14 protein-coding genes are annotated in these 17,786 nt (G+C 67.4%); 7 read left to right on the forward strand and 7 right to left on the reverse strand.

The annotated features are described in order from the left end of the window. Window position 1: 1 nt before the first annotated feature. Both ACSFBL_RS06340 and ACSFBL_RS06345 read left to right on the forward strand, forming a co-directional pair. Window positions 2-841 (forward strand): proteasome-type protease, encoded by an 840-nt coding sequence (locus ACSFBL_RS06340; protein ID WP_435514890.1) that lies wholly within the window; start codon window positions 2-4, stop codon window positions 839-841. A 218-nt stretch (window positions 842-1,059) separates the two neighbouring features. After that, window positions 1,060-1,866, forward strand: coding sequence for an alpha/beta hydrolase (locus ACSFBL_RS06345; RefSeq protein ID WP_435514891.1), 807 nt, complete (start codon window positions 1,060-1,062; stop codon window positions 1,864-1,866). A gap of 129 nt (window positions 1,867-1,995) precedes the next feature. On the opposite strand, the gene ACSFBL_RS06350 is transcribed toward ACSFBL_RS06345, so the two are convergent. The 7 genes from ACSFBL_RS06350 to ACSFBL_RS06380 form a co-directional block, all read right to left on the reverse strand. Then, entirely contained in the window at window positions 1,996-2,820 is an 825-nt protein-coding gene (locus ACSFBL_RS06350) for an undecaprenyl-diphosphate phosphatase (RefSeq protein WP_435514892.1), read from the reverse strand. A gap of 53 nt (window positions 2,821-2,873) precedes the next feature. Continuing rightward, window positions 2,874-3,554 carry a GNAT family N-acetyltransferase gene (locus ACSFBL_RS06355; protein WP_435514893.1) on the reverse strand — a complete coding sequence of 227 codons (681 nt, stop codon included), beginning with the start codon at window positions 3,552-3,554 and terminating at the stop codon, window positions 2,874-2,876. 73 nt (window positions 3,555-3,627) lie between these two features. Then, on the reverse strand, window positions 3,628-4,266 hold the full coding sequence (locus ACSFBL_RS06360) for an aspartate/glutamate racemase family protein (protein WP_435514894.1): 639 nt from the start codon (window positions 4,264-4,266) through the stop codon (window positions 3,628-3,630). Between the two features lie 82 nt (window positions 4,267-4,348). After that, entirely contained in the window at window positions 4,349-5,761 is a 1,413-nt protein-coding gene (locus ACSFBL_RS06365; RefSeq protein WP_435515334.1) for an efflux transporter outer membrane subunit, read from the reverse strand. Window positions 5,762-5,858: 97 nt separating this feature from the next. Beyond that, window positions 5,859-9,116: an efflux RND transporter permease subunit gene (locus ACSFBL_RS06370; RefSeq protein WP_435514895.1), complete on the reverse strand. Its 3,258-nt coding sequence runs from the start codon at window positions 9,114-9,116 to the stop codon at window positions 5,859-5,861. A 232-nt stretch (window positions 9,117-9,348) separates the two neighbouring features. After that, the gene (locus ACSFBL_RS06375) at window positions 9,349-12,462 is read right to left on the reverse strand and encodes an efflux RND transporter permease subunit (RefSeq protein WP_435514896.1); all 3,114 of its coding nucleotides are present in this window, start codon (window positions 12,460-12,462) and stop codon (window positions 9,349-9,351) included. 12 nt (window positions 12,463-12,474) lie between these two features. Further along, window positions 12,475-13,743: an efflux RND transporter periplasmic adaptor subunit gene (locus tag ACSFBL_RS06380; protein WP_435514897.1), complete on the reverse strand. Its 1,269-nt coding sequence runs from the start codon at window positions 13,741-13,743 to the stop codon at window positions 12,475-12,477. Between the two features lie 242 nt (window positions 13,744-13,985). Here ACSFBL_RS06380 and ACSFBL_RS06385 point away from each other — a divergent pair, with 242 nt between their 5' ends. The 5 genes from ACSFBL_RS06385 to ACSFBL_RS06405 are packed head-to-tail and all read left to right on the forward strand — an operon-like array spanning window position 13,986 to window position 17,748. Further along, window positions 13,986-14,504 carry a DUF6622 family protein gene (locus tag ACSFBL_RS06385; protein ID WP_435514898.1) on the forward strand — a complete coding sequence of 173 codons (519 nt, stop codon included), beginning with the start codon at window positions 13,986-13,988 and terminating at the stop codon, window positions 14,502-14,504. 23 nt (window positions 14,505-14,527) lie between these two features. Beyond that, window positions 14,528-14,809 carry a 2TM domain-containing protein gene (locus ACSFBL_RS06390; RefSeq protein WP_435514899.1) on the forward strand — a complete coding sequence of 94 codons (282 nt, stop codon included), beginning with the start codon at window positions 14,528-14,530 and terminating at the stop codon, window positions 14,807-14,809. Further along, window positions 14,806-15,840: an alpha/beta hydrolase family protein gene (locus ACSFBL_RS06395; RefSeq protein ID WP_435514900.1), complete on the forward strand. Its 1,035-nt coding sequence runs from the start codon at window positions 14,806-14,808 to the stop codon at window positions 15,838-15,840. The genes ACSFBL_RS06390 and ACSFBL_RS06395 overlap by 4 nt, the downstream gene beginning before the upstream one ends. Before the next feature lie 13 nt (window positions 15,841-15,853). Beyond that, a complete protein-coding gene (locus ACSFBL_RS06400) occupies window positions 15,854-16,918 on the forward strand; it encodes a sensor histidine kinase (protein ID WP_435514901.1) in 1,065 nt (354 codons plus the stop codon). Then, window positions 16,915-17,748: a LytR/AlgR family response regulator transcription factor gene (locus tag ACSFBL_RS06405; RefSeq protein ID WP_435514902.1), complete on the forward strand. Its 834-nt coding sequence runs from the start codon at window positions 16,915-16,917 to the stop codon at window positions 17,746-17,748. Before ACSFBL_RS06400 ends, ACSFBL_RS06405 begins: the two co-directional genes overlap by 4 nt. Window positions 17,749-17,786: the final 38 nt, after the last annotated feature.

Here is a 17,786-nt window from a genome sequence, read left to right on the forward strand (position 1 = left end):
CATGACTTACTGCGTAGGCATCAAACTCAACGCCGGACTGGTGTTTCTCAGCGATTCACGCACCAATGCGGGCGTGGACCACATCAGCACCTTCCGCAAGATGATCGTCTACGAGCAGCCGGGTGACCGCGTCATGGTGCTGCTGTCGGCAGGCAACCTGAGCATTTCGCAGTCGGTGCGCGAAATCCTCCAGATCGAGGAACTGCGCGAAGCGCGGGAAGACGGCGAGGACGGCCCGCCCATCACCATCTGGAACGCGAAAAGCATGTTCGACGCCGCCCGCGTGCTGGGCTCGGCCGTGCGCCACGTGTACGACCGCGACGCCGAGGCGCTCAAGCACGCCGGGCTCGATTTCAACGTCTCCTTCGTCTTCGGCGGACAGGTCAAGGGCGAAGGCATGCGCCTCTTCCTTGTCTACGCCGCCGGCAATTTCATTGAGGCGACCAGCGAGACGCCCTACTTCCAGGTCGGCGAATCCAAGTACGGCAAGCCCGTGCTCGACCGCGTGCTCACGCCCGAAACGCCGCTGGACGAAGCCGCGAAGTGCGCACTGGTTTCGATGGATTCGACGATGAAGTCGAATCTCTCGGTCGGCCTGCCGCTCGACCTGGTGGTCTACGAAGCCAACCGCCTGGAGACCGACAAGGTCGTCTGCATCGACGCCGACAACCCCTACTACCGGATGATGCATAACAGCTGGGGCCAGAAGCTGCGCGAGGTGTTCGACAGCATCGAAGACCCGGTCTGGGACGACGGCTACACCGAGCATCCGCTGAAGATGCCTGCCACGCGGCACAGCGCGCTGCGCAAGATTTCCACGCCAGACGAAAAACTAATCTGACGGCTCGTCCCCAGCCTCGCTCACTTCGTGTGGCTCGGGCACCCCCTACCGGGGATCTTCGCTCACCCCCAGGCTCGCGCACTTCGTGTCGCTCTCCACCCCCTCCGGGGGCAACCGCGGCGGCTCGGCGGAGCCGGTTCCGCAGGGTTTCGCGAACGGGCACCGCTTCGGTGGCTGATTTGTTCTCTGTGTCGGGCGACTGAAAACGCCTCCATCCAATGCTTCCTCCTGTCATCTTCTCCCACGGCAACAGCTTTCCCGCCAGCACCTATCGCGTCATGCTCGACAGCCTGCGCAATCGCGGCTTCGACGTCGATGCCGTCGAGAAATTCGGCCACGATCCGAAGTACCCGGTCACCGACAACTGGCCGCACCTGGTGCAGCAACTTGCGGATTTCGCGAACGATCGCGCCAAGGCGGCAGGCGGGCCGGTGTTCCTCGTCGGCCACTCGCTCGGCGGGTTCCTGAGCCTGATGTGCGCCGCCCGTCACCCGACGCTGGCCAAGGGCGTGGTGCTCATCGACTCACCCCTCATCGGCGGCTGGCGCGCGGGCACCATCAACCTCATGAAGCGCACGCCGCTGATGAAGAACGTCTCGCCCGGCACGATCAGCCGCAAGCGCAAGAACCTATGGGAACACCGCGAAGCCGTCTTCGAGCACTTCCGCAGCAAGAAGGCCTTCGCGAAATGGGACGAGCGCGTGCTGCGCGACTACATCGAGCACGGCACCTTCGACATCGACGACGCCCGCGCCCTGAGCTTCGACCGCGACGTGGAGACGGCCATCTACGACACCCTTCCCCACAACCTGAGCGCCCTGCTGCGCGCCCACCCCCTCAAGTGCCCCGCCGCCTTCATCGGCGGCCGCCAGTCCGTCGAGATGCGCCGCGTCGGCATGACGATGACCCAGCAGGTCACCAAGGGCCGCATCATGATGCTGGACGGCACCCACCTCTTCCCGATGGAAAAACCCATCGCCACAGCCGCCGCCGTAGAGGCGTCGCTACGCAACCTGTTCGCCTGACCCCGACTGGCGGCGAGCCCGAAGCCGAGTTCAGGAATACCGTGGATCCGGCTCCGCCGGTCCACCGGTATTGCCCCCGGCAGGGGGTGGGCGGCCACACGAAGTGGGCAAGCCTGGGGGCGAGCAAAGCTAGTCCGCCCAGACGACAGCGCCGCTCCAAGCCGTTGCGAGCACCACGATGCCGAACGCGATCCGATACCACGCAAACGGCACGAAGTCGTGCGTGCTGATGTAGCGCAGCAGCCAGCGCACGCAGAACCACGCGCTCACGAACGAGAACACCAGTCCGACCACGAAGAGCGGAATGTCCGCCGTCGACAACAGCGCCCGCTCCTTGTAGAGGCTGTAGATTCCCGCCCCGATCAGCGTCGGGATCGCGAGAAAGAACGAAAAGTCGGTTGCCGCCTTGCGCGAAAGTCCCAGCAGCATGCCGCCGATGATGGTCGCGCCGCTGCGGCTGGTGCCCGGGATCATCGCGAGGCACTGCACCAGCCCGACCTTGAGCGCATCCCAGGGCGTCATGTCGTCGACATGCTCGACCCGCACCGAGCCCGGCGGCCGCTTTTCGGCCCAGAGGATGATGAAGCCGCCGATGATGAAGGTGCTCGCCACCACCAGCGGCGTGAACAGGTGCGCCTTGATCATCTTGCCGAACAGCAGTCCCAGCACGACGGCCGGCAGGAAGCCGATCAGCACATTGAGTGCGAAGCGCCGTGCCCTCGGCTGGCGCGGCAGCGCCACGATGGTGGAATGGATCTTCTCCCAGTAGACCAGGATGACCGCGAAGATGGCGCCGGTCTGGATCGCGATGTCGAACACCTTGGCCTTGTCGTCATCGAAGCCGAGCAGCGAGCCTGCGAGGATGAGATGGCCTGTCGACGAGATCGGAAGAAATTCAGTCAGACCCTCGACGATGCCCATGATGGCGGCCTTGACCAGCAAAACGATATCCACGCGCGCTCCTTGAAAGAGCGTCGATTATCGCGATGACGGCAGTCAGGAACCGTTCAGCCAATGGGCGAGATCACGCGCACCACCGTCTCGCAGTGGTCACGGAAGCCCATTCGGACATACAACCGGTGGGCGCTCTCGTTGTCGCGCATGACGTGGAGGAACGGCGTTTCACCGCGCTGCAGTTGCCTGCGGATCAGTTTCTCGACCAGTCGCCGCGCAAGCCCCTTCCCCTGGAAGTCCGGATGCGTGCAGACGCCGCTGATCTCGCGCAGCGTACCGGCGTTCATGCGCTCGCCGGCCATGGCAACGAGGCGGCCCCCCTCGAAGCAGCCGAAGTACTCGCCGAGTTCAGGCGTCCTCGGACCGAACGGGCCGGGCTTGGTCAGCGCCGCCAGTTCGACGGCCTGCGCGGCATGCTCCGGCCGCAGCGGGACGGCATTGAAAGCCTCGTCGGCTTCGGGCGTGGCGCCATCCCACACCATCCTGAACATCGTCGAATCCAGCTCGACCTGCCAGGCTTCGGGCGCGGCGCCCGACCAGTCCATGGCGTAGAAGCGATCGCCGACGTTGCAACAGCGCCCCAGCGCGTCGAAATCCGGATCGCTGACGTCTGCGAATCCGACGATCGGAGAGAAGCCCGGCGCATAGCGGCGCGCGAGGCCATCGCCGATGGCATATTTCGCATGCGGGCCGGCGAGCGTGTGCCAGGCGATGTTGTCGAGGAGATCCTTCATTGGAGCGCGGGTGCCGTGGACGGACGCCGATGCTACTGCCGGCGCGCCGTTTCGCGCCCACTGGTTCGTGAGGTCAGATGCGCTCGCGCAGGGCTCGAACCGCGCTGTCGACCGTCGTCAGCACCGGTAGCCCTGTCGCAGCCTCGCAGGCTTTCCGCGCTCGCGCCATGCTGAACTGCGCCAGCGCGATGCGCGTACAGCCGCGCTCGCGCAACCGCCGAGCCTGCGCGACGATCAGTTCATCGTGCCGCTGCGCGTCGCCGGCGTTCAATGCTTCGAGCGCCCCTTCGGCCAGGGCGAGTTCAAGTTCGACGCCCGCCGGAAACTCCGGCGGCATCGATTCCAGCGTCGGCCCGAAGCTCGCGAGAAGCCCGAGCTTGCCGGTCCCGGCCGCAGCCTCCGCCACCATCGCCTCGTTGGGCTTGAGCACCGGGATGCCCGCATGCCTGCGCGCCACCGCCTCGATGCACGACCCGAAGGCCGAGCAGGTGAAGAGAATGCCCCGCGCGCCCGTGTCCACCGCGTACTGCGCGAGGCGCTGGAAGCGCTCGTGCATCGCCTCGTCGAGCCCGCGTCCGCTGCGTGCGAGGTCGGCACTCAGGCTGTCGTCGATGAGGTTCATGCGCGTCGCTGCGGGCCAGTCGCGTTCGAGCGCCTCGTTGATGGGAGCGACCGAATGGGTCAGGGCGTGGATCAGGGCGATGCGGGTCATGTGGAGGCTCGAAGCGGCAGAACCACCGGTTGTACCGCTTTTCCGTTTCGTCGCCAGCCGCCCCGCCCTCGCGGCGGCTGACTCAGGAGCCGGCGCTTGCCACCGGCCGCTGCGCCGCCGGCGCCATCCATTCGGCCTCCCAGCCGCCGCCGAGTGACTGGATCAGCGCGACCGCCGCGCTCTGGCGGTTGACCTGCAGTTGCAGGAGATTACGCCGCGCATTGAGCGCCGAGACCTGTGCCACCACGACACTGGTGTAGTCGATCGTCCCCGCCCGGTAGCGATTGAGGAACTGCTGCTCCGTGCGGTCCGCGGCGGAAGACGCCTCGCGACGGAGGCCTTCCTGCTGGGCGAGGCTCGCGCCCGCGGTGAGTTGATCCTCGACGCTCTGGAACGCGGTCAGCACGGTCTGGCGGTAGCGCGCCACGGAAGCCTCATGGCCTGCCTTGGCCGCGTCCACGCTGGCGCCGATCGCGCCGGCATCGAACACGACCTGCGCGGCGGACAGCCCCAGCGCCCAGAGCGTGTTCGACGCATTGAGAAGGTCGCTCACGCGACTGGTGGAACTGCTGATGCCGCCGTTGAGCGTGAAGCTGGGGTAGTAGGCCGCGCGTGCAATGCCGATCTGCGCATTGGCCGCAGCCACCTCGCGCTCCGCGGCGGCGATGTCGGGCCGGCGCTGCAGCAAGGTCGTGGGCACGCCGGCCGGGATGCCGGGCACGATCGGATTCCACTCCGCCGCCGCCAGCGTGAAGTCGGCAGGCGCCGCACCGACGAGCACGGCAATCGCATGCTCCAGCGTATCGCGGGTCCGCTGGGTCTCCAGCACATCGGCCTGCGTGTTGACGTACAGGGTCTCCGCTTGCAGCACATCGCTCTGCGCCGCGATGCTCGCGGCGTAGCGGTTGCGGGTGATCTTCAGGCTGCGCTCGTAGCCTTCGAGCGTTTCCTTCAGGATGCGCAACTCCGCATCCGCCTCGCGCAGTGAGAAGTAGCTGGTGGCGAGCGTGCCGACGGTCGACAGCCGCGCCAGCGCGAGATCGGCCTCGCTGGCCTGTGCGCCGGCCTGCGCACTGTCGACGGCCTTGCGCAGCCGGCCCCACACGTCCGGCGTCCAGTCTGCGTTGAGCGAAGCAGCCACGGCGTTGGTGGACGACGTGTCGCTGCCACCTGTCCGGCGCGCGCTCCCGCCGGCCGAGACGGCGGGGAACAGCGCCGCGCGCTGTCCCCGCACGAGCGCCTGCGCCTGTGCGTAGTTGGCGACCGCGGCGGCGATGTTCTGGTTGGACACCTGCACGCGCGCCGCAAGGTCGTCCAGGACCGGATCGCCGAAGAGCTTCCACCAATCGCCGCGCTCCAAGGCGTCGGCAGGCGCCGCGGGGAGCCAGCCTTCGGCGGCCGGCGTGGATTTCCATGCAGGCGGTGGCGCCGTCTCGGGTCGCACGTATTCGGGGCCGATGGCGCAGCCACCCAGCGCCGCCGCCAAGGCGAGCATCAGGGCCGCGCGCTCGAAGGGGCCGGCGCGGCGGGAAGCGCCAAGGGAAAGGGTTCGGGTCGATGCAATCATGTTGTCGGGTGCTCTGTCGCGGCCTTCATGCGGAGGCGTCGGCCGCGCGGCTCAGGAATTTCTCATTGGCGGGGCGCCGGCGCAGCTTGTCGAGCAGCACGTAGACGACCGGCGTGGTCAGCAGCGTCAGCAGCTGGCTCGCGATCAGGCCGCCGATGATCGCGACGCCCAGCGGCTGCCGCAGTTCCGCGCCCAGGCCGAATCCGATCGCGAGCGGCAACGCGCCGAGCGCGGCCGCCAGCGTGGTCATCAGGATCGGCCGGAAGCGCAGCAGGCAGGCCTCGCGCACGGCCTCCACGGCAGTGAGCCCGCGTGCGCGCTCGGCCTCCAGCGCGAAGTCGATGATCAGGATGGCATTCTTCTTCACGATGCCGATCAGCAGGAACACCCCGATCAACGCAATGATGGAGAACTCCATGCGGAACAGCAGCAGCGCCAGCACCGCGCCGACCCCGGCCGAAGGCAGCGTGGTCAGCACCGTGATCGGGTGGATGAGGCTCTCGTACAACACGCCGAGCACGATGTAGATCACCACCAACGCCGCGACGATCAGGAACCACTGCTGCCCCTGCGACTGCTGGGCCGCGAGCGCCGTGCCCTGGAAGCTGCCGCGCACGTTGACCGGCATCGCGATGTCGGCTTCGGCCTGCGCGACGACGCGCTTGGCGTCCGACAGGCTCACGCCATCGGCCAGGCTGAACGAGACCGTGCTGGCAAGCTCGGTGTCCTGGTGGTCGATGGAGGTCGGCACCGCGCGTTCGCTGAACTTCGCGAAGCCTGACAGCGGCACCATCAGCGTGGTGTCCGTCGCGATCTGCTGCCCTGTCGAGGCCGTGCGCAAGGCCGGGTTGGCGGAGATGGTGGTCGACGTGCCCGTCGTGGCGTCCTTGTTGTCTTCGAGCGAGGTCGTGATCGCATCGCCCGTCGCGGTGGTGGCCGTGGTCAGCGTCGAAGGCACGTACAGGTCCCGCAGCGCATTCGGCGAGCGCTGGAAGCGGGGCGACCACTCCATGATCACCGAGTACTGGTTGAGCTCGTCGTAGATGGTCGCCACCGAGCGCTGGCCGTACGCGTTGTAGAGCGCGTTGTCCACCGCGCTCGACGTCACGCCGAGACGCGCCGCGGCATTGCGATCGACATCGACGAAAGTCTCGACACCGTTGTCGGCATCGTCGCTGTCGACGTCGGTCAGCGTGGTCTCCTGGCGCAGGCGATCCGCCAGCTTGGTCGACCAGGCGCGCAGATCGGCGAGGTTGTCGCTCTTGAGCGTGTACTGATAGGTCGAGTTGCTGGAGCGACCGCCCATGCGCAGGTCCTGCACCGGACTGAGGAACACGCGCAGCCCCGTGAGCTGGTTGAGCTGCGGGCGCAGCCGGTCGATGACGGCCTGCGTCTTCACGTCGCGCTCGGACACCGGCTTGAGGTTGACGAACATGAAGCCGCCGCCCGCACGCCCACCGCCGGAGAAGCCCACCACCGTATCGACGGCCGGGTCCTTGCGGATGATGTCCACCGCCTGCCGCAGCTTGTCGGCGACGGCCGCCGACGAGATGCTCTGGTCGGCCCGCAGGCCGGCATTGAGCTGCCCGTTGTCCTGCTGCGGGAAGTAGCCTTTCGGAATGGCGTTGAAGAGATAGACATTGAGCCCGATCACCGCCAGCAGCACGACCACCACCACGCCCTTGCTCGCGAGCGCCCAATCCAGGCTGTGGGCATAGGCGCGCAGCGTGCCGTTCCAGGCCCGCTCCGACTGGCGGATGAACCAGCCGCGCACCCGCCCCGGCTTCTTCCCGCCCTCTTCCGCCTCGCTGCGCAGGAGCATGGCGCACAGCATCGGCGTCGTCGTGAGCGAGATCACCAGCGAAATCAGCACCGACGCCGAGAGCGTCACCGCGAATTCGCGGAACAGCCGCCCCACCTGCCCGCCCATGAACAGCAGCGGAATGAACACCGCCACCAGCGAGAGGCTGATCGACAGCACCGTGAACCCGACCTCGCGCGCGCCGCGCAAGGCGGCCTCGACACGGTTCATGCCCGCCTCGACGTGGCGCGTGGTGTTCTCCAGCACGACGATCGCGTCGTCCACCACGAAGCCCGTGGCAACCGTGAGTGCCATCAGACTCAGGTTGTTGAGGCTGTAGCCCAGCAGGTGCATCACCCCGAAGGTACCGAGCAGCGAGACCACCGTCGCCACCGCCGGCACGATGGTGGCGCGCGCCTTGCGCAGGAACAGGCCCACCACCAGCACGACGAGCGCCACCGAGATCATCAGCGTGACCTCGATCTCATGCAGCGAGGCGCGGATGGAATTGGTCCGGTCGGAAGCCACCTGGATCTCGATGTCCTGCGGCAATTGCTCCCGCAGCTCCGGCAGCAGCTTGCGAACGCCATCGACGGTCTCGATGATGTTGGCGCCCGGCGATTGCGTGACCAGCACGATGACCGAAGGCTCGCCGTTGAACAGCCCCAGCGTGCGCGTGTTCTCGACACCGTCGACCACGCGCGCCACGTCACCCAGGCGCACCGCGGCGTCGTTGCGCCACGCTATCACCAGGTCGCGGTAGTCGGCAGCGCGCCGGCCCGGTGCGGGCGTGTAGATCTGCAGCTTGCGATCCGCGCTTTCGATCGCGCCCTTCGGCCGGTTGGCGTTGTTGGCCTGGATGGCCGCACGCACGTCCTCCGTGCTGATGCCCAGCTTGTTCAGCGCGAAGGGCTCCAGTTCGACCCGCACCGCCGGCAATGAACCGCCACCGATCTCCACTTCGCCCACACCCTCGACCTGCGACAGTCGCTGGCTGACGATGTTCGACACCGCTTCGTAGATCTGACCCGGCGTGCGAGTCTTGGAAGTCAATGCCAGGATGATCACCGGCGCCGCCGTGGGATTGCGTTTCCGGTAGGTCGGATTGCTGCGCAGCGTGGCCGGCAGATCGACGCGCGCGGCATTGATGGCAGCCTGCACTTCGCGCGCGGCGCTGTCGATGTTGCGGCTCAGGTCGAACTGAAGCGTGACACGCGCCGACCCGTTGGAACTCGTCGACGTGAGTTCGTTGACACCGGGAATGATCCCCAGCCGTCGCTCCAGAGGCGTCGCGACGCTCGACGCCATCGTGCTCGGACTCGCGCCCGCCAGACTGGCCTGCACGGAGATGGTCGGGAAGTCGACCTGCGGCAGCGGCGAAACCGGCAGCACGAAGAACGCAACGATCCCCGCAAGCGCAATGCCGATGGTCAACAGCACCGTGGCAATAGGCCTCTCGACAAAGGGCTTGGAGAGATTCACAGCGCCCCCTTCACCCACAGAGCCCGGCAGGCGGTGCGGCCTGGGCGACCCCTCTGCGCCGCCGAAGCGCGCAGCCTCAGGCGGAAAAAGGGTCGCGCGTGTTTGAGCGAAGCGAGTTTGCGCGGCCCCCGCCTGAGGCGAGCACTGCAGGGCAGCCCGAAGGGCCGGCGCAGCGGGGTCGCCCAGGCCGCACCGCCTGCCGGGCGCCCGTCACCAGGGTAAGGAAAGCAAGTCACGCAACCGCCTTCCGCCCAAACCTCTGCCCCATCCGATCAAATGCCAGATAGATCACAGGCGTAGTGAACAGCGTCAACACCTGGCTCACAACAAGCCCACCAAAGATCGCGAGACCCAGCGGACGCCGAAGCTCCGCCCCTTCCCCCCATCCGAACATCAGGGGCAACGCAGCAAACAAGGCCGCCAGCGTCGTCATCAGGATCGGCCGGAACCGCAACAGCGCAGCCTGGTGAATCGCCTCCAGCGGCGCCTTCCCCTGCTGCCGCTCGGCATCGATCGCGAAGTCGATCATCATGATCGCGTTCTTCTTCACGATGCCGATCAGCAGGATGATCCCGATGATGCCGATCACCCCCAGGTCATTGCCCGTCACCATCAGCGCCAGCAACGCGCCGACACCCGCCGAAGGCAGCGTCGACAGAATCGTCAACGGATGGATGTAGCTCTCGTACAGCACCCCGAGCACGATGTACACGCACACCACGGCCGCCAGGATCAGCCAGAGCTGATTCGTCAACGACTTCTCGTAAGCCCCCGCCGCGCCGAGGAAGGTCATGCTCACGCTCGCCGGCATCGCGATGTCCTTCGCCGCCGCCCGGATCGCCGCGACCGACTTGCCCAATGCCACGTCCGGCGCCGTATCGAAGCCCACCGTCGCCGCCGGGTACTGCGCTACGCGCGTGACCTGCAAGGGCGCGTATTGCTCCCGGACCGTGGCCAGCGAAGACAACGGCGTCGCCGTCCCCGCGCCCGTGCGCAACTGGAGATTGCCCAACCCCTCCGGCGACGCCAGCGACTCGCGCTGCGCCTCCAGGATCACCCGGTACTGGTTGGTTTCCGTGAAGATCGTCGAAACGATCCGCTGACCGAACGCGCTGTAGAGCGCATCGTCCACCGAACTCGCCGTCACCGACAGGCGCGACGCCGTGTTGCGGTCGATGTCCACATAAGCCGCCAACCCCTGCGCACCCGCATCCGTCGTCGCATTGCGCACTTGCGGCACGCTGCGCAGGCGCTCCACCAGCTTGCGGGCCCACGTGTTCACCGTGGTCGTGTCGACGCCTTCCAGCGACACACGGAACTCCGTCGGCCCCGTCTCGGCATCGATGGTCAGATCCTGCGTCGGCTGCAGGTACAGCGTCACGCCCGCCACGTCGTTGCGCACCCGATCGCGCAACCGCTGCATCACCACGCTCTGCGCATCGTGACTCTTGCGGAGATTGATGAGCATGCTGCCCGTATTCAACGCCGTGTTGTTGGCCGCATCCACGCCCACCACCGAACTCAGGCTCTGCACGTCCGGATCGGCAAGGATCGCGTTGGCCGCCGACTGCTGCAGTTCGGCCATGCGCACATACGACACCTCCTGCGCCGCCTCGATCCGTGCCTTGAGCTGACCCGTGTCCTGCGTCGGAAACAGGCCCTTGGGAATGAAGACATACATCAGCACCGTCAACACCAGCGTCAGCAGCGCCACGAGCAGCGTCAGCGACTGGTGGCGGAACACCCATTGCAGCCAGATGTCGTAGCGCGCGATCACGCGGTCGAAGAAGCGCTGCACGCTCGCACCGAAGCGCCCGCCCTCCTCGGCCTCCGGCTTGAGCCAGCGCGCCGACATCATCGGCACCAGCGTCAGCGAGACCACCGCGGAGATCAGGATCGTGATCGCCAGCGTCACCGCGAACTCGCGGAACAGCCGCCCCACCACGTCGCCCATGAAGAGCAGCGGAATCAGCACCGCGATCAGCGACACCGTCAGCGAGATGATGGTGAAGCCGATCTGCGTCGCCCCCTTCAGGGCGGCCTGGAACGGCGGCTCGCCCTTCTCCAGGTAGCGGGCGATGTTCTCGATCATCACGATCGCGTCGTCCACCACGAAGCCGGTCGCGATCGTCAGCGCCATCAGGCTCAGGTTGTTGAGGCTGTAGCCCAGCAGGTACATGAGTCCGAAGGTGCCGATCAGCGAGATCGGCACCGCGATGCTGGCGATGATGGTCGCGCGCACGCTGTGCAGGAAGAAGAAGATCACCAGCACCACCAGCACCACCGCCAGCGCCAGTTCGAGCTGCACGTGGCTCACCGATGCGCGGATGCCGGTCGTGCGATCGCTCAGTACCTCGACCTTCAGCGAGCCCGGCAGCGAGGCCTCCAGCTCGGGCAACTGCTTCTTGATGGCATCGACCGTGCCGATCACGTTCGCGCCCGGCTGGCGCTGCACGTTCAGGATGATCGCGGGGTACAGCTTGCCGTCCTGCTCGTCGGCCTTCGCGTTCGAATTCACGGCAGCCCACGCGCCGAGCTGCGTGTTCTCCGCGCCGTCGATGACGCGCGCCACGTCGGTCATGCGCACCGGCGCGCCGTTCTTCCACGCGACGATGAGGTTCTTGTAGTCGGCCGCCGTCACGAGCTGGTCGTTGGCGTTGATGGTGTACGCGCGCTTCGGCCCGTCGAAGCTGCCCTTCGCGCTATTGGCGTTGGCCGCGGCGATCGCAGTGCGCAACGTGTCGAGGCCGATCCCGACCGACGCGAGCGCGTTGGTGTTGGCCTGGATGCGCACCGCCGGCCGCTGGCCGCCCGAAAGCGAGACCAGGCCCACGCCACCGACCTGGCTGATCTTTTGCGCGAGCCGTGTGTTCACGAGGTTCTGCACCTCGGTCAGCGGCATGGTTTCGGAACTGACCGCCAGCGTGAGGATCGGCGCATCCGCCGGATTCACCTTGGCATAGACGGGCGGCGCCGGCAGGTCCGCCGGCAGCAGCGAGCCGCCGGCATTGATGGCCGCCTGCACCTGCTGCTCGGCCACGTCGAGCGTCTGGTCGAGCGCGAATTGCAGCGTGACGATCGACACGCCCGTGGCGCTGGTCGAACTCATGCGGTCGAGCCCGGCCATCTGGCCGAACTGGCGCTCCAGCGGCGCGGTCACGGTGCGGCTCATCACCTCGGGGCTGGCGCCGGGGTACAGCGTCTGAACCTGGATGGTCGGGTAGTCGACCTGCGGCAGCGCCGCCAGCGGCAGGAACCGGAATCCGACCATGCCCGCGAGCACGATCGCGAGCATGAGCAGGGCCGTGGCGACGGGCCGCTCGATGAATGGCTTCGACGGGCTCATGCGCTCACCCCCTCACTGCGGGGGACGCTGGCGCCTGCTGCCTTCGGGGCGCGGTGTGCGCGGGCCGTTCGCCGGGCGCTGTGCGGCGGGGTTGTCGCCCTGGAGCAGCACGCGGGCGCCGTCCTTCAGGCGGTCGCCGCCTTCGGTCACCACGTCCTCGCCGGGCTTAAGCCCGTCGACGATCGCAATCACGTCGACGGTTGATTCGCCGCGCTTCACCGTGCGCATCGAAACCGTTCGGTCTTCGTTGACGACATACACGAAATTGCCGTTGGGGCCGGTGCGCACCGCCGTCACGGGCACGACGATGGCCTCGATCGTGCGCAAGGTCATCTGCACGTTGACGAACTGGTTGGGGAACAGCGGCGTGCCGTTGTTCGCGAAGCGCGCTTTGGCTCGCACGGTGCCGGTGCTGGTGTCGATCACGTTGTCGAGCGTGGAGAAGACGCCGGTGTCCAGCGTCGCACTGCGCACACGGTCGAGCGCCTTGACGACCAGCGGCTCGCCCTTGGCGAGCTGGGCCTGGATGTCGGGCACGCGGTCCTGGGGCACGGAGAACTGCACGTCGATGGGGTTCATCTGCGTGATCACGGCAATGCCGGTCGTCGCATTGGCGGTGACCGTGTTGCCGGGGTCGACGGTGCGCAGGCCGATGCGGCCCGTCACCGGCGCGGTCACGCGCGTGTAGTCGAGGTTCAGCTTGGCCGCGGCTTCGGCGGCCCGATCGGTGATCACCGTGCCTTCGAGCTGCTTGACCAGGGCCGCCTGCGTGTCGACGTCCTGCCGGGCGATCGAGTCCTGGGTCAGCAAGGTCCGGTAGCGCGACAGCGTGACCCGTGCCGCCTCGAGCGAGGCTTCGTCGCGCACGCGGGTGCCTTGGGCCTGCATCAATGCCTGCTCGTAGGGGCGCGGGTCGATGCGTGCCAGGAGCTGGCCCTTGGTCACCGACTGGCCTTCGGTGTAGAGCACCTCCGTCAGCACGCCCCCGACCTGGGGGCGCAGCGTGATGGTGGCGAGCGGCGTCACCGTGCCCAGCGCGTCGATGACGATCGGCAGATCGGCCTGGCGCGCCGTGGCATGGCCCACGGTGGAACTCGCGCCGCCGAAATTGCCCCGGCCCCCGGCCGGTTCTCCCGAGCGCTTGATCAGGTACCAGGCGCCCCACGCCAGCCCGATCACCACCAGCAGCGCCAGCAGGCTGCCCAGCCAGCGGCGCCGGCGCGAGGGAGCCCGGGGGGCGGGGTGGGCGGACGGGGTGGGCTCGGGAATGGGAGACGACATCGGAGAGTTACGCGTAGGAGTTGGACGTGCCGGCAGCAGGTCCGTAGTGGAGCGCCGAATCGTAGCGCCCAGCCCCTTCCAACCGTAAAGCCTCGGTAAAGCCAACATTGCTGTCTGCGTCTGGCGACGACGGAATGCAACTGGCGCCGCCCAAAGGCAGTTCGTCGCACGACCGTGGCGGGCATCGGGCGCGATCGGCACAGTTCGCCCATCGATTCACTCGAACCCGCACGGAGAACTTCATGCTGATGCTGACCCAGATCCTCGCCCATACCCCCAAGTGGGTCTTCGCTCTCTTCGCGACCTTGCTCTGGCTGGGCGCAAAGCAACTGCTGACACGCAGCGTGAGCCTGACCCGGGTGACGCTGATGTCCGTCGGCATGACCGGCCTGTCGGTCTATGGCGTTGCCTCCGCGTTCGGCGACTCGCCGATGGCCCTGCTGGCCTGGGCTGCCGCGGGCTCCTCCGTACTCGGCCTCGTGCTGCAGCGTGCCTTGCCGGCCACCACGCGCTATGACGCGGCATCGCGCCGGTTCCACGTCGCAGGAAGCGCCATCCCGATGCTGCTGATGATGGGCATCTTCTTCACAAAGTACGTCTTCGGCGCGATGCTCGCCATGCACCCGGAAATCGCGCATCAGACAACGTTCGCTGTCGGCGTGAGCGCGCTCTATGGCGCCTTCAGCGGGATCTTCATGGGCCGCGCGGTCCGCCTGTGGCGCCTTGCGATCCAGGCCGATCGCGCCGCGCTGGCCGTCTGAAACCACACCGAAGGAGCATCGCCATGACCACTCACGACATCGACCGTCTCGCCCGCCGCCGCGCCGCGGTCAAGATCGGCTGGTTCATCCATGCCGCCGCTTACCTGGCAGTCAACCTGATGCTGATCGCGCTGTCGCTGTCCAGCGGGCATCGCTGGGCGATCTATCCGGCCCTTGGCTGGGGGCTCGGACTGACGCTCCACGGCCTCGCCGTGTGGCTGTTCGCTCCGGGCGGCAACCTGCTGGAGCGGATGGTGGCGCACGAACGTGCCAAGCTCGCCGGCGCCAAGGGGGACCCGTGGTGAGCGCCTCGGCCTGGTGCCGCCTGGTAGTGGCCGTAGGCTGCCTACTGGCTTCGGCCGCCCAGTCCGCCACCGGACTCGCCGTGCTGGCGGCACCGCCGGATTCCGGGCCTGTGACGGTCTTCTATCCGACGGCGGCACCCGCCGCGCCGATACGGCGCGGTCCTTACAGCTTCAACCTTGCGGTCGACGCCGCACCGGCTGACGGCAACCGCCGCCTGATCTTCATCTCGCATGGCTCGGGCGGATCGCCGTGGGAGCATGTCGACCTGGCGCAGGTCCTGGTGTCGGCCGGCTTCACCGTCGCCGTGCCGGAGCACGCTGGCGACAATTGGCACGATCACAGCGCGGTGGGCCCCGCCTCCTGGCGGCACCGACCGCACGAGGTGAGCCAGGCCATCGACGCGATGGCGGCCGATCCGCGTTTTGCGCCGCTGCTCGACCTGAAGCGGGTCGGCGTCTACGGCATGTCGGCCGGCGGTCTCACCGCCCTGACGCTGGCCGGTGCGCAATGGTCCCCAGCGCTGCTGGCCCGTCATTGCGAGGCCCATCTCGCGGAGGACTTCCCGACCTGCGTCGGGCTCAGCACGGAACTCACGGGCGGTCCGCTCGACGCGCTGCGCATGGGCGTGGCCCGCCGGTTGATTCACTTCAAGTTCGACAACGACACCGCGCTCGAAGCGTGGACCGATCCGCGCATTGCCGCCGCGGTGGCCGCTGTGCCGATGGCGGCGACGATCGACATGGCCACCCTGTCAGCGCCCCGCATTCCGCTCGGCCTGGTGCGCGCAGGGCAGGACGCCTGGCTCAAGCCGCGCTGGCACATCGACGCCGTGCGCGCCACTTGCACCGGCTGCGTGCTGATTGCCGACATGACCGAAGCCGGCCATGGCTCGATCCTTTCGCCCATGCCACCCGGCCTGCCGCCGCGCGCGGCCCGGCTGCTCAACGACCCACCCGGCTTCGACCGGCGCACACTCGACGGCGTGTATGCCGCCATGCGCGATTTCTTCGTCCAGAATCTGTTGCCATGACCGGAGAGCTTTCGTGATCGCCACCTTCAGGCGCAACATGACGCGCGAGAACGGCGTGGACTTGCTGCGCCATGCGCTGACGACGGCGCTTTTCTCCTCGTTCATTGCAGTCGCGCTCGCCATCTCCGGGCGCGGCGCCTTGGTGCCACAGTTCGTCTACTCGCTGTCGATCGGGCTGATCAGTTGGCTCGTCGTCGACATCGGGCGACTGATGATGAGTCCCGATCCCAAGAAGATGTGGCCGAACGGTGCCAAGGGCGTGGTGCTGGTGCTGGTCGGGATCACGGCCGGATTCCTGGGCGGCAACGCGATCGGCGATGCGTGGACCGGCGCGCCCCTGCTCGAGTTCTGGACCTTCGCGCCGCACAAGTTCGCGTCGACACTGGTCATCACCGCCGTGGCCGGCATCGCGATCTGCTATTTCTATTACAGCCGCGGCAAGAGCAAGTACCTCGAAGGCGCCATTGCCCTCGCCCAGCGCGACGCCGCGGATGCGCGCCTCAAGCTGCTCGAAACCCAGCTCGAGCCGCACATGCTCTTCAACACGCTAGCCAACCTGCGCGTGTTGATCACGACCGACCCGCCGCGAGCCGTCGCCATGCTCGACCGCCTCAACAGCTACCTGCGCGTGACGCTAGGCGGATCGCGTGCCCTGGCCCATCCGCTCGCGGCCGAATTCGACCGGCTCGGCGACTACCTCGAACTGATGTCGGTGCGCATGGGGGACCGCCTGCGCTACACGCTGGACCTGCCCGACGAGCTCCGCGACGTGCTGGTGCCGCCGCTGATGTTGCAGCCGCTGGTGGAAAACAGCATTCGCCATGGCCTGGAGCCGCAGGTGGACGGCGGCGAAATTGTGGTGCGCGCCCGGCGCGTAGGCGCGCAGCTCGCGATCGACGTGAGCGACACCGGCGTCGGCATCGGCAACGCACCGGCGCCCTCGGAAGCCGGCGGCTTCGGCGTGGCCCAGGTGCGGGAGCGGCTCGCCACCGTCTACGGCGCGAAGAGCACCATGACCATGACCCCGCTCGCCACCGGCGGCACCTGCGCCACCATCACCTTTCCCTTGCCGACATGAAGCCGACCGCCCTCATCGCCGAAGACGAACCGTTGCTGGCCCAGGCCCTGCGTGCCGAGCTCGCAGCCGCCTGGCCCGAATTGCAGATCGTCGCGAGCGTGGGCGATGGCCACAGCGCCGTGCGCGAGGCGCTCGACCAATTGCCGCAGGTGCTGTTCCTCGACATCCGCATGCCGGGGCTCGACGGACTGGGCGTCGCCGCCGAACTGGCCGACGCCTGGCCGGCCGACGAAGCGCCGATGCCGCAACTGGTCTTCGTGACGGCCTACGACGAATACGCCGCCCGCGCCTTCGATGCGCAGGCCATCGACTACGTGCTGAAGCCGGTACAGCCCGATCGCCTTCGGCGTACCGTGAGCCGCTTGCGGCAGGTGCTGGAAACGCGCGCCTCGCCGTCGTTGCCTGCCGACGATGCCCTTGCGAGCACGCTTGCGCAGTGGCGCAAGGTCCTGGCGGCGGCGGGCGAAGGCGCTCCGTCGGCCGGCGCGAACGGGCCGCTCAAGCTCATCGCCGCCAGCGAGGCCGGGTCATCGGGCAACAGCGTGCGGATGGTGCCGATCGACGAGGTGCAGTACTTCGAAGCGGCCGACAAGTACGTTCGCGTTCTGACCGCCACGAGCGAATACCTGATTCGGACACCGTTGAAGCAACTGTTGCCGCAACTCGACGGCAACGTCTTCTGGCAGGTCCACCGCGCGGTGGTCGTTAGGAGCGACGCGATCGAGGCCGTACACCGCGACGAAGCCGGCAAGCAACACCTGACCTTGCGCGGCCGCGCGGAGAAAATCCCGGTCAGCCGGCTTTACGCGCACCTCTTCCGCGCGATGTAAGAACAAAGTCGACGCCCATAAAAAAACCGGCCCTCGGA

It is taken from the genome of Variovorax glacialis (genome assembly GCF_051216375.1).
GTDB lineage: Bacteria > Pseudomonadota > Gammaproteobacteria > Burkholderiales > Burkholderiaceae_C > Variovorax.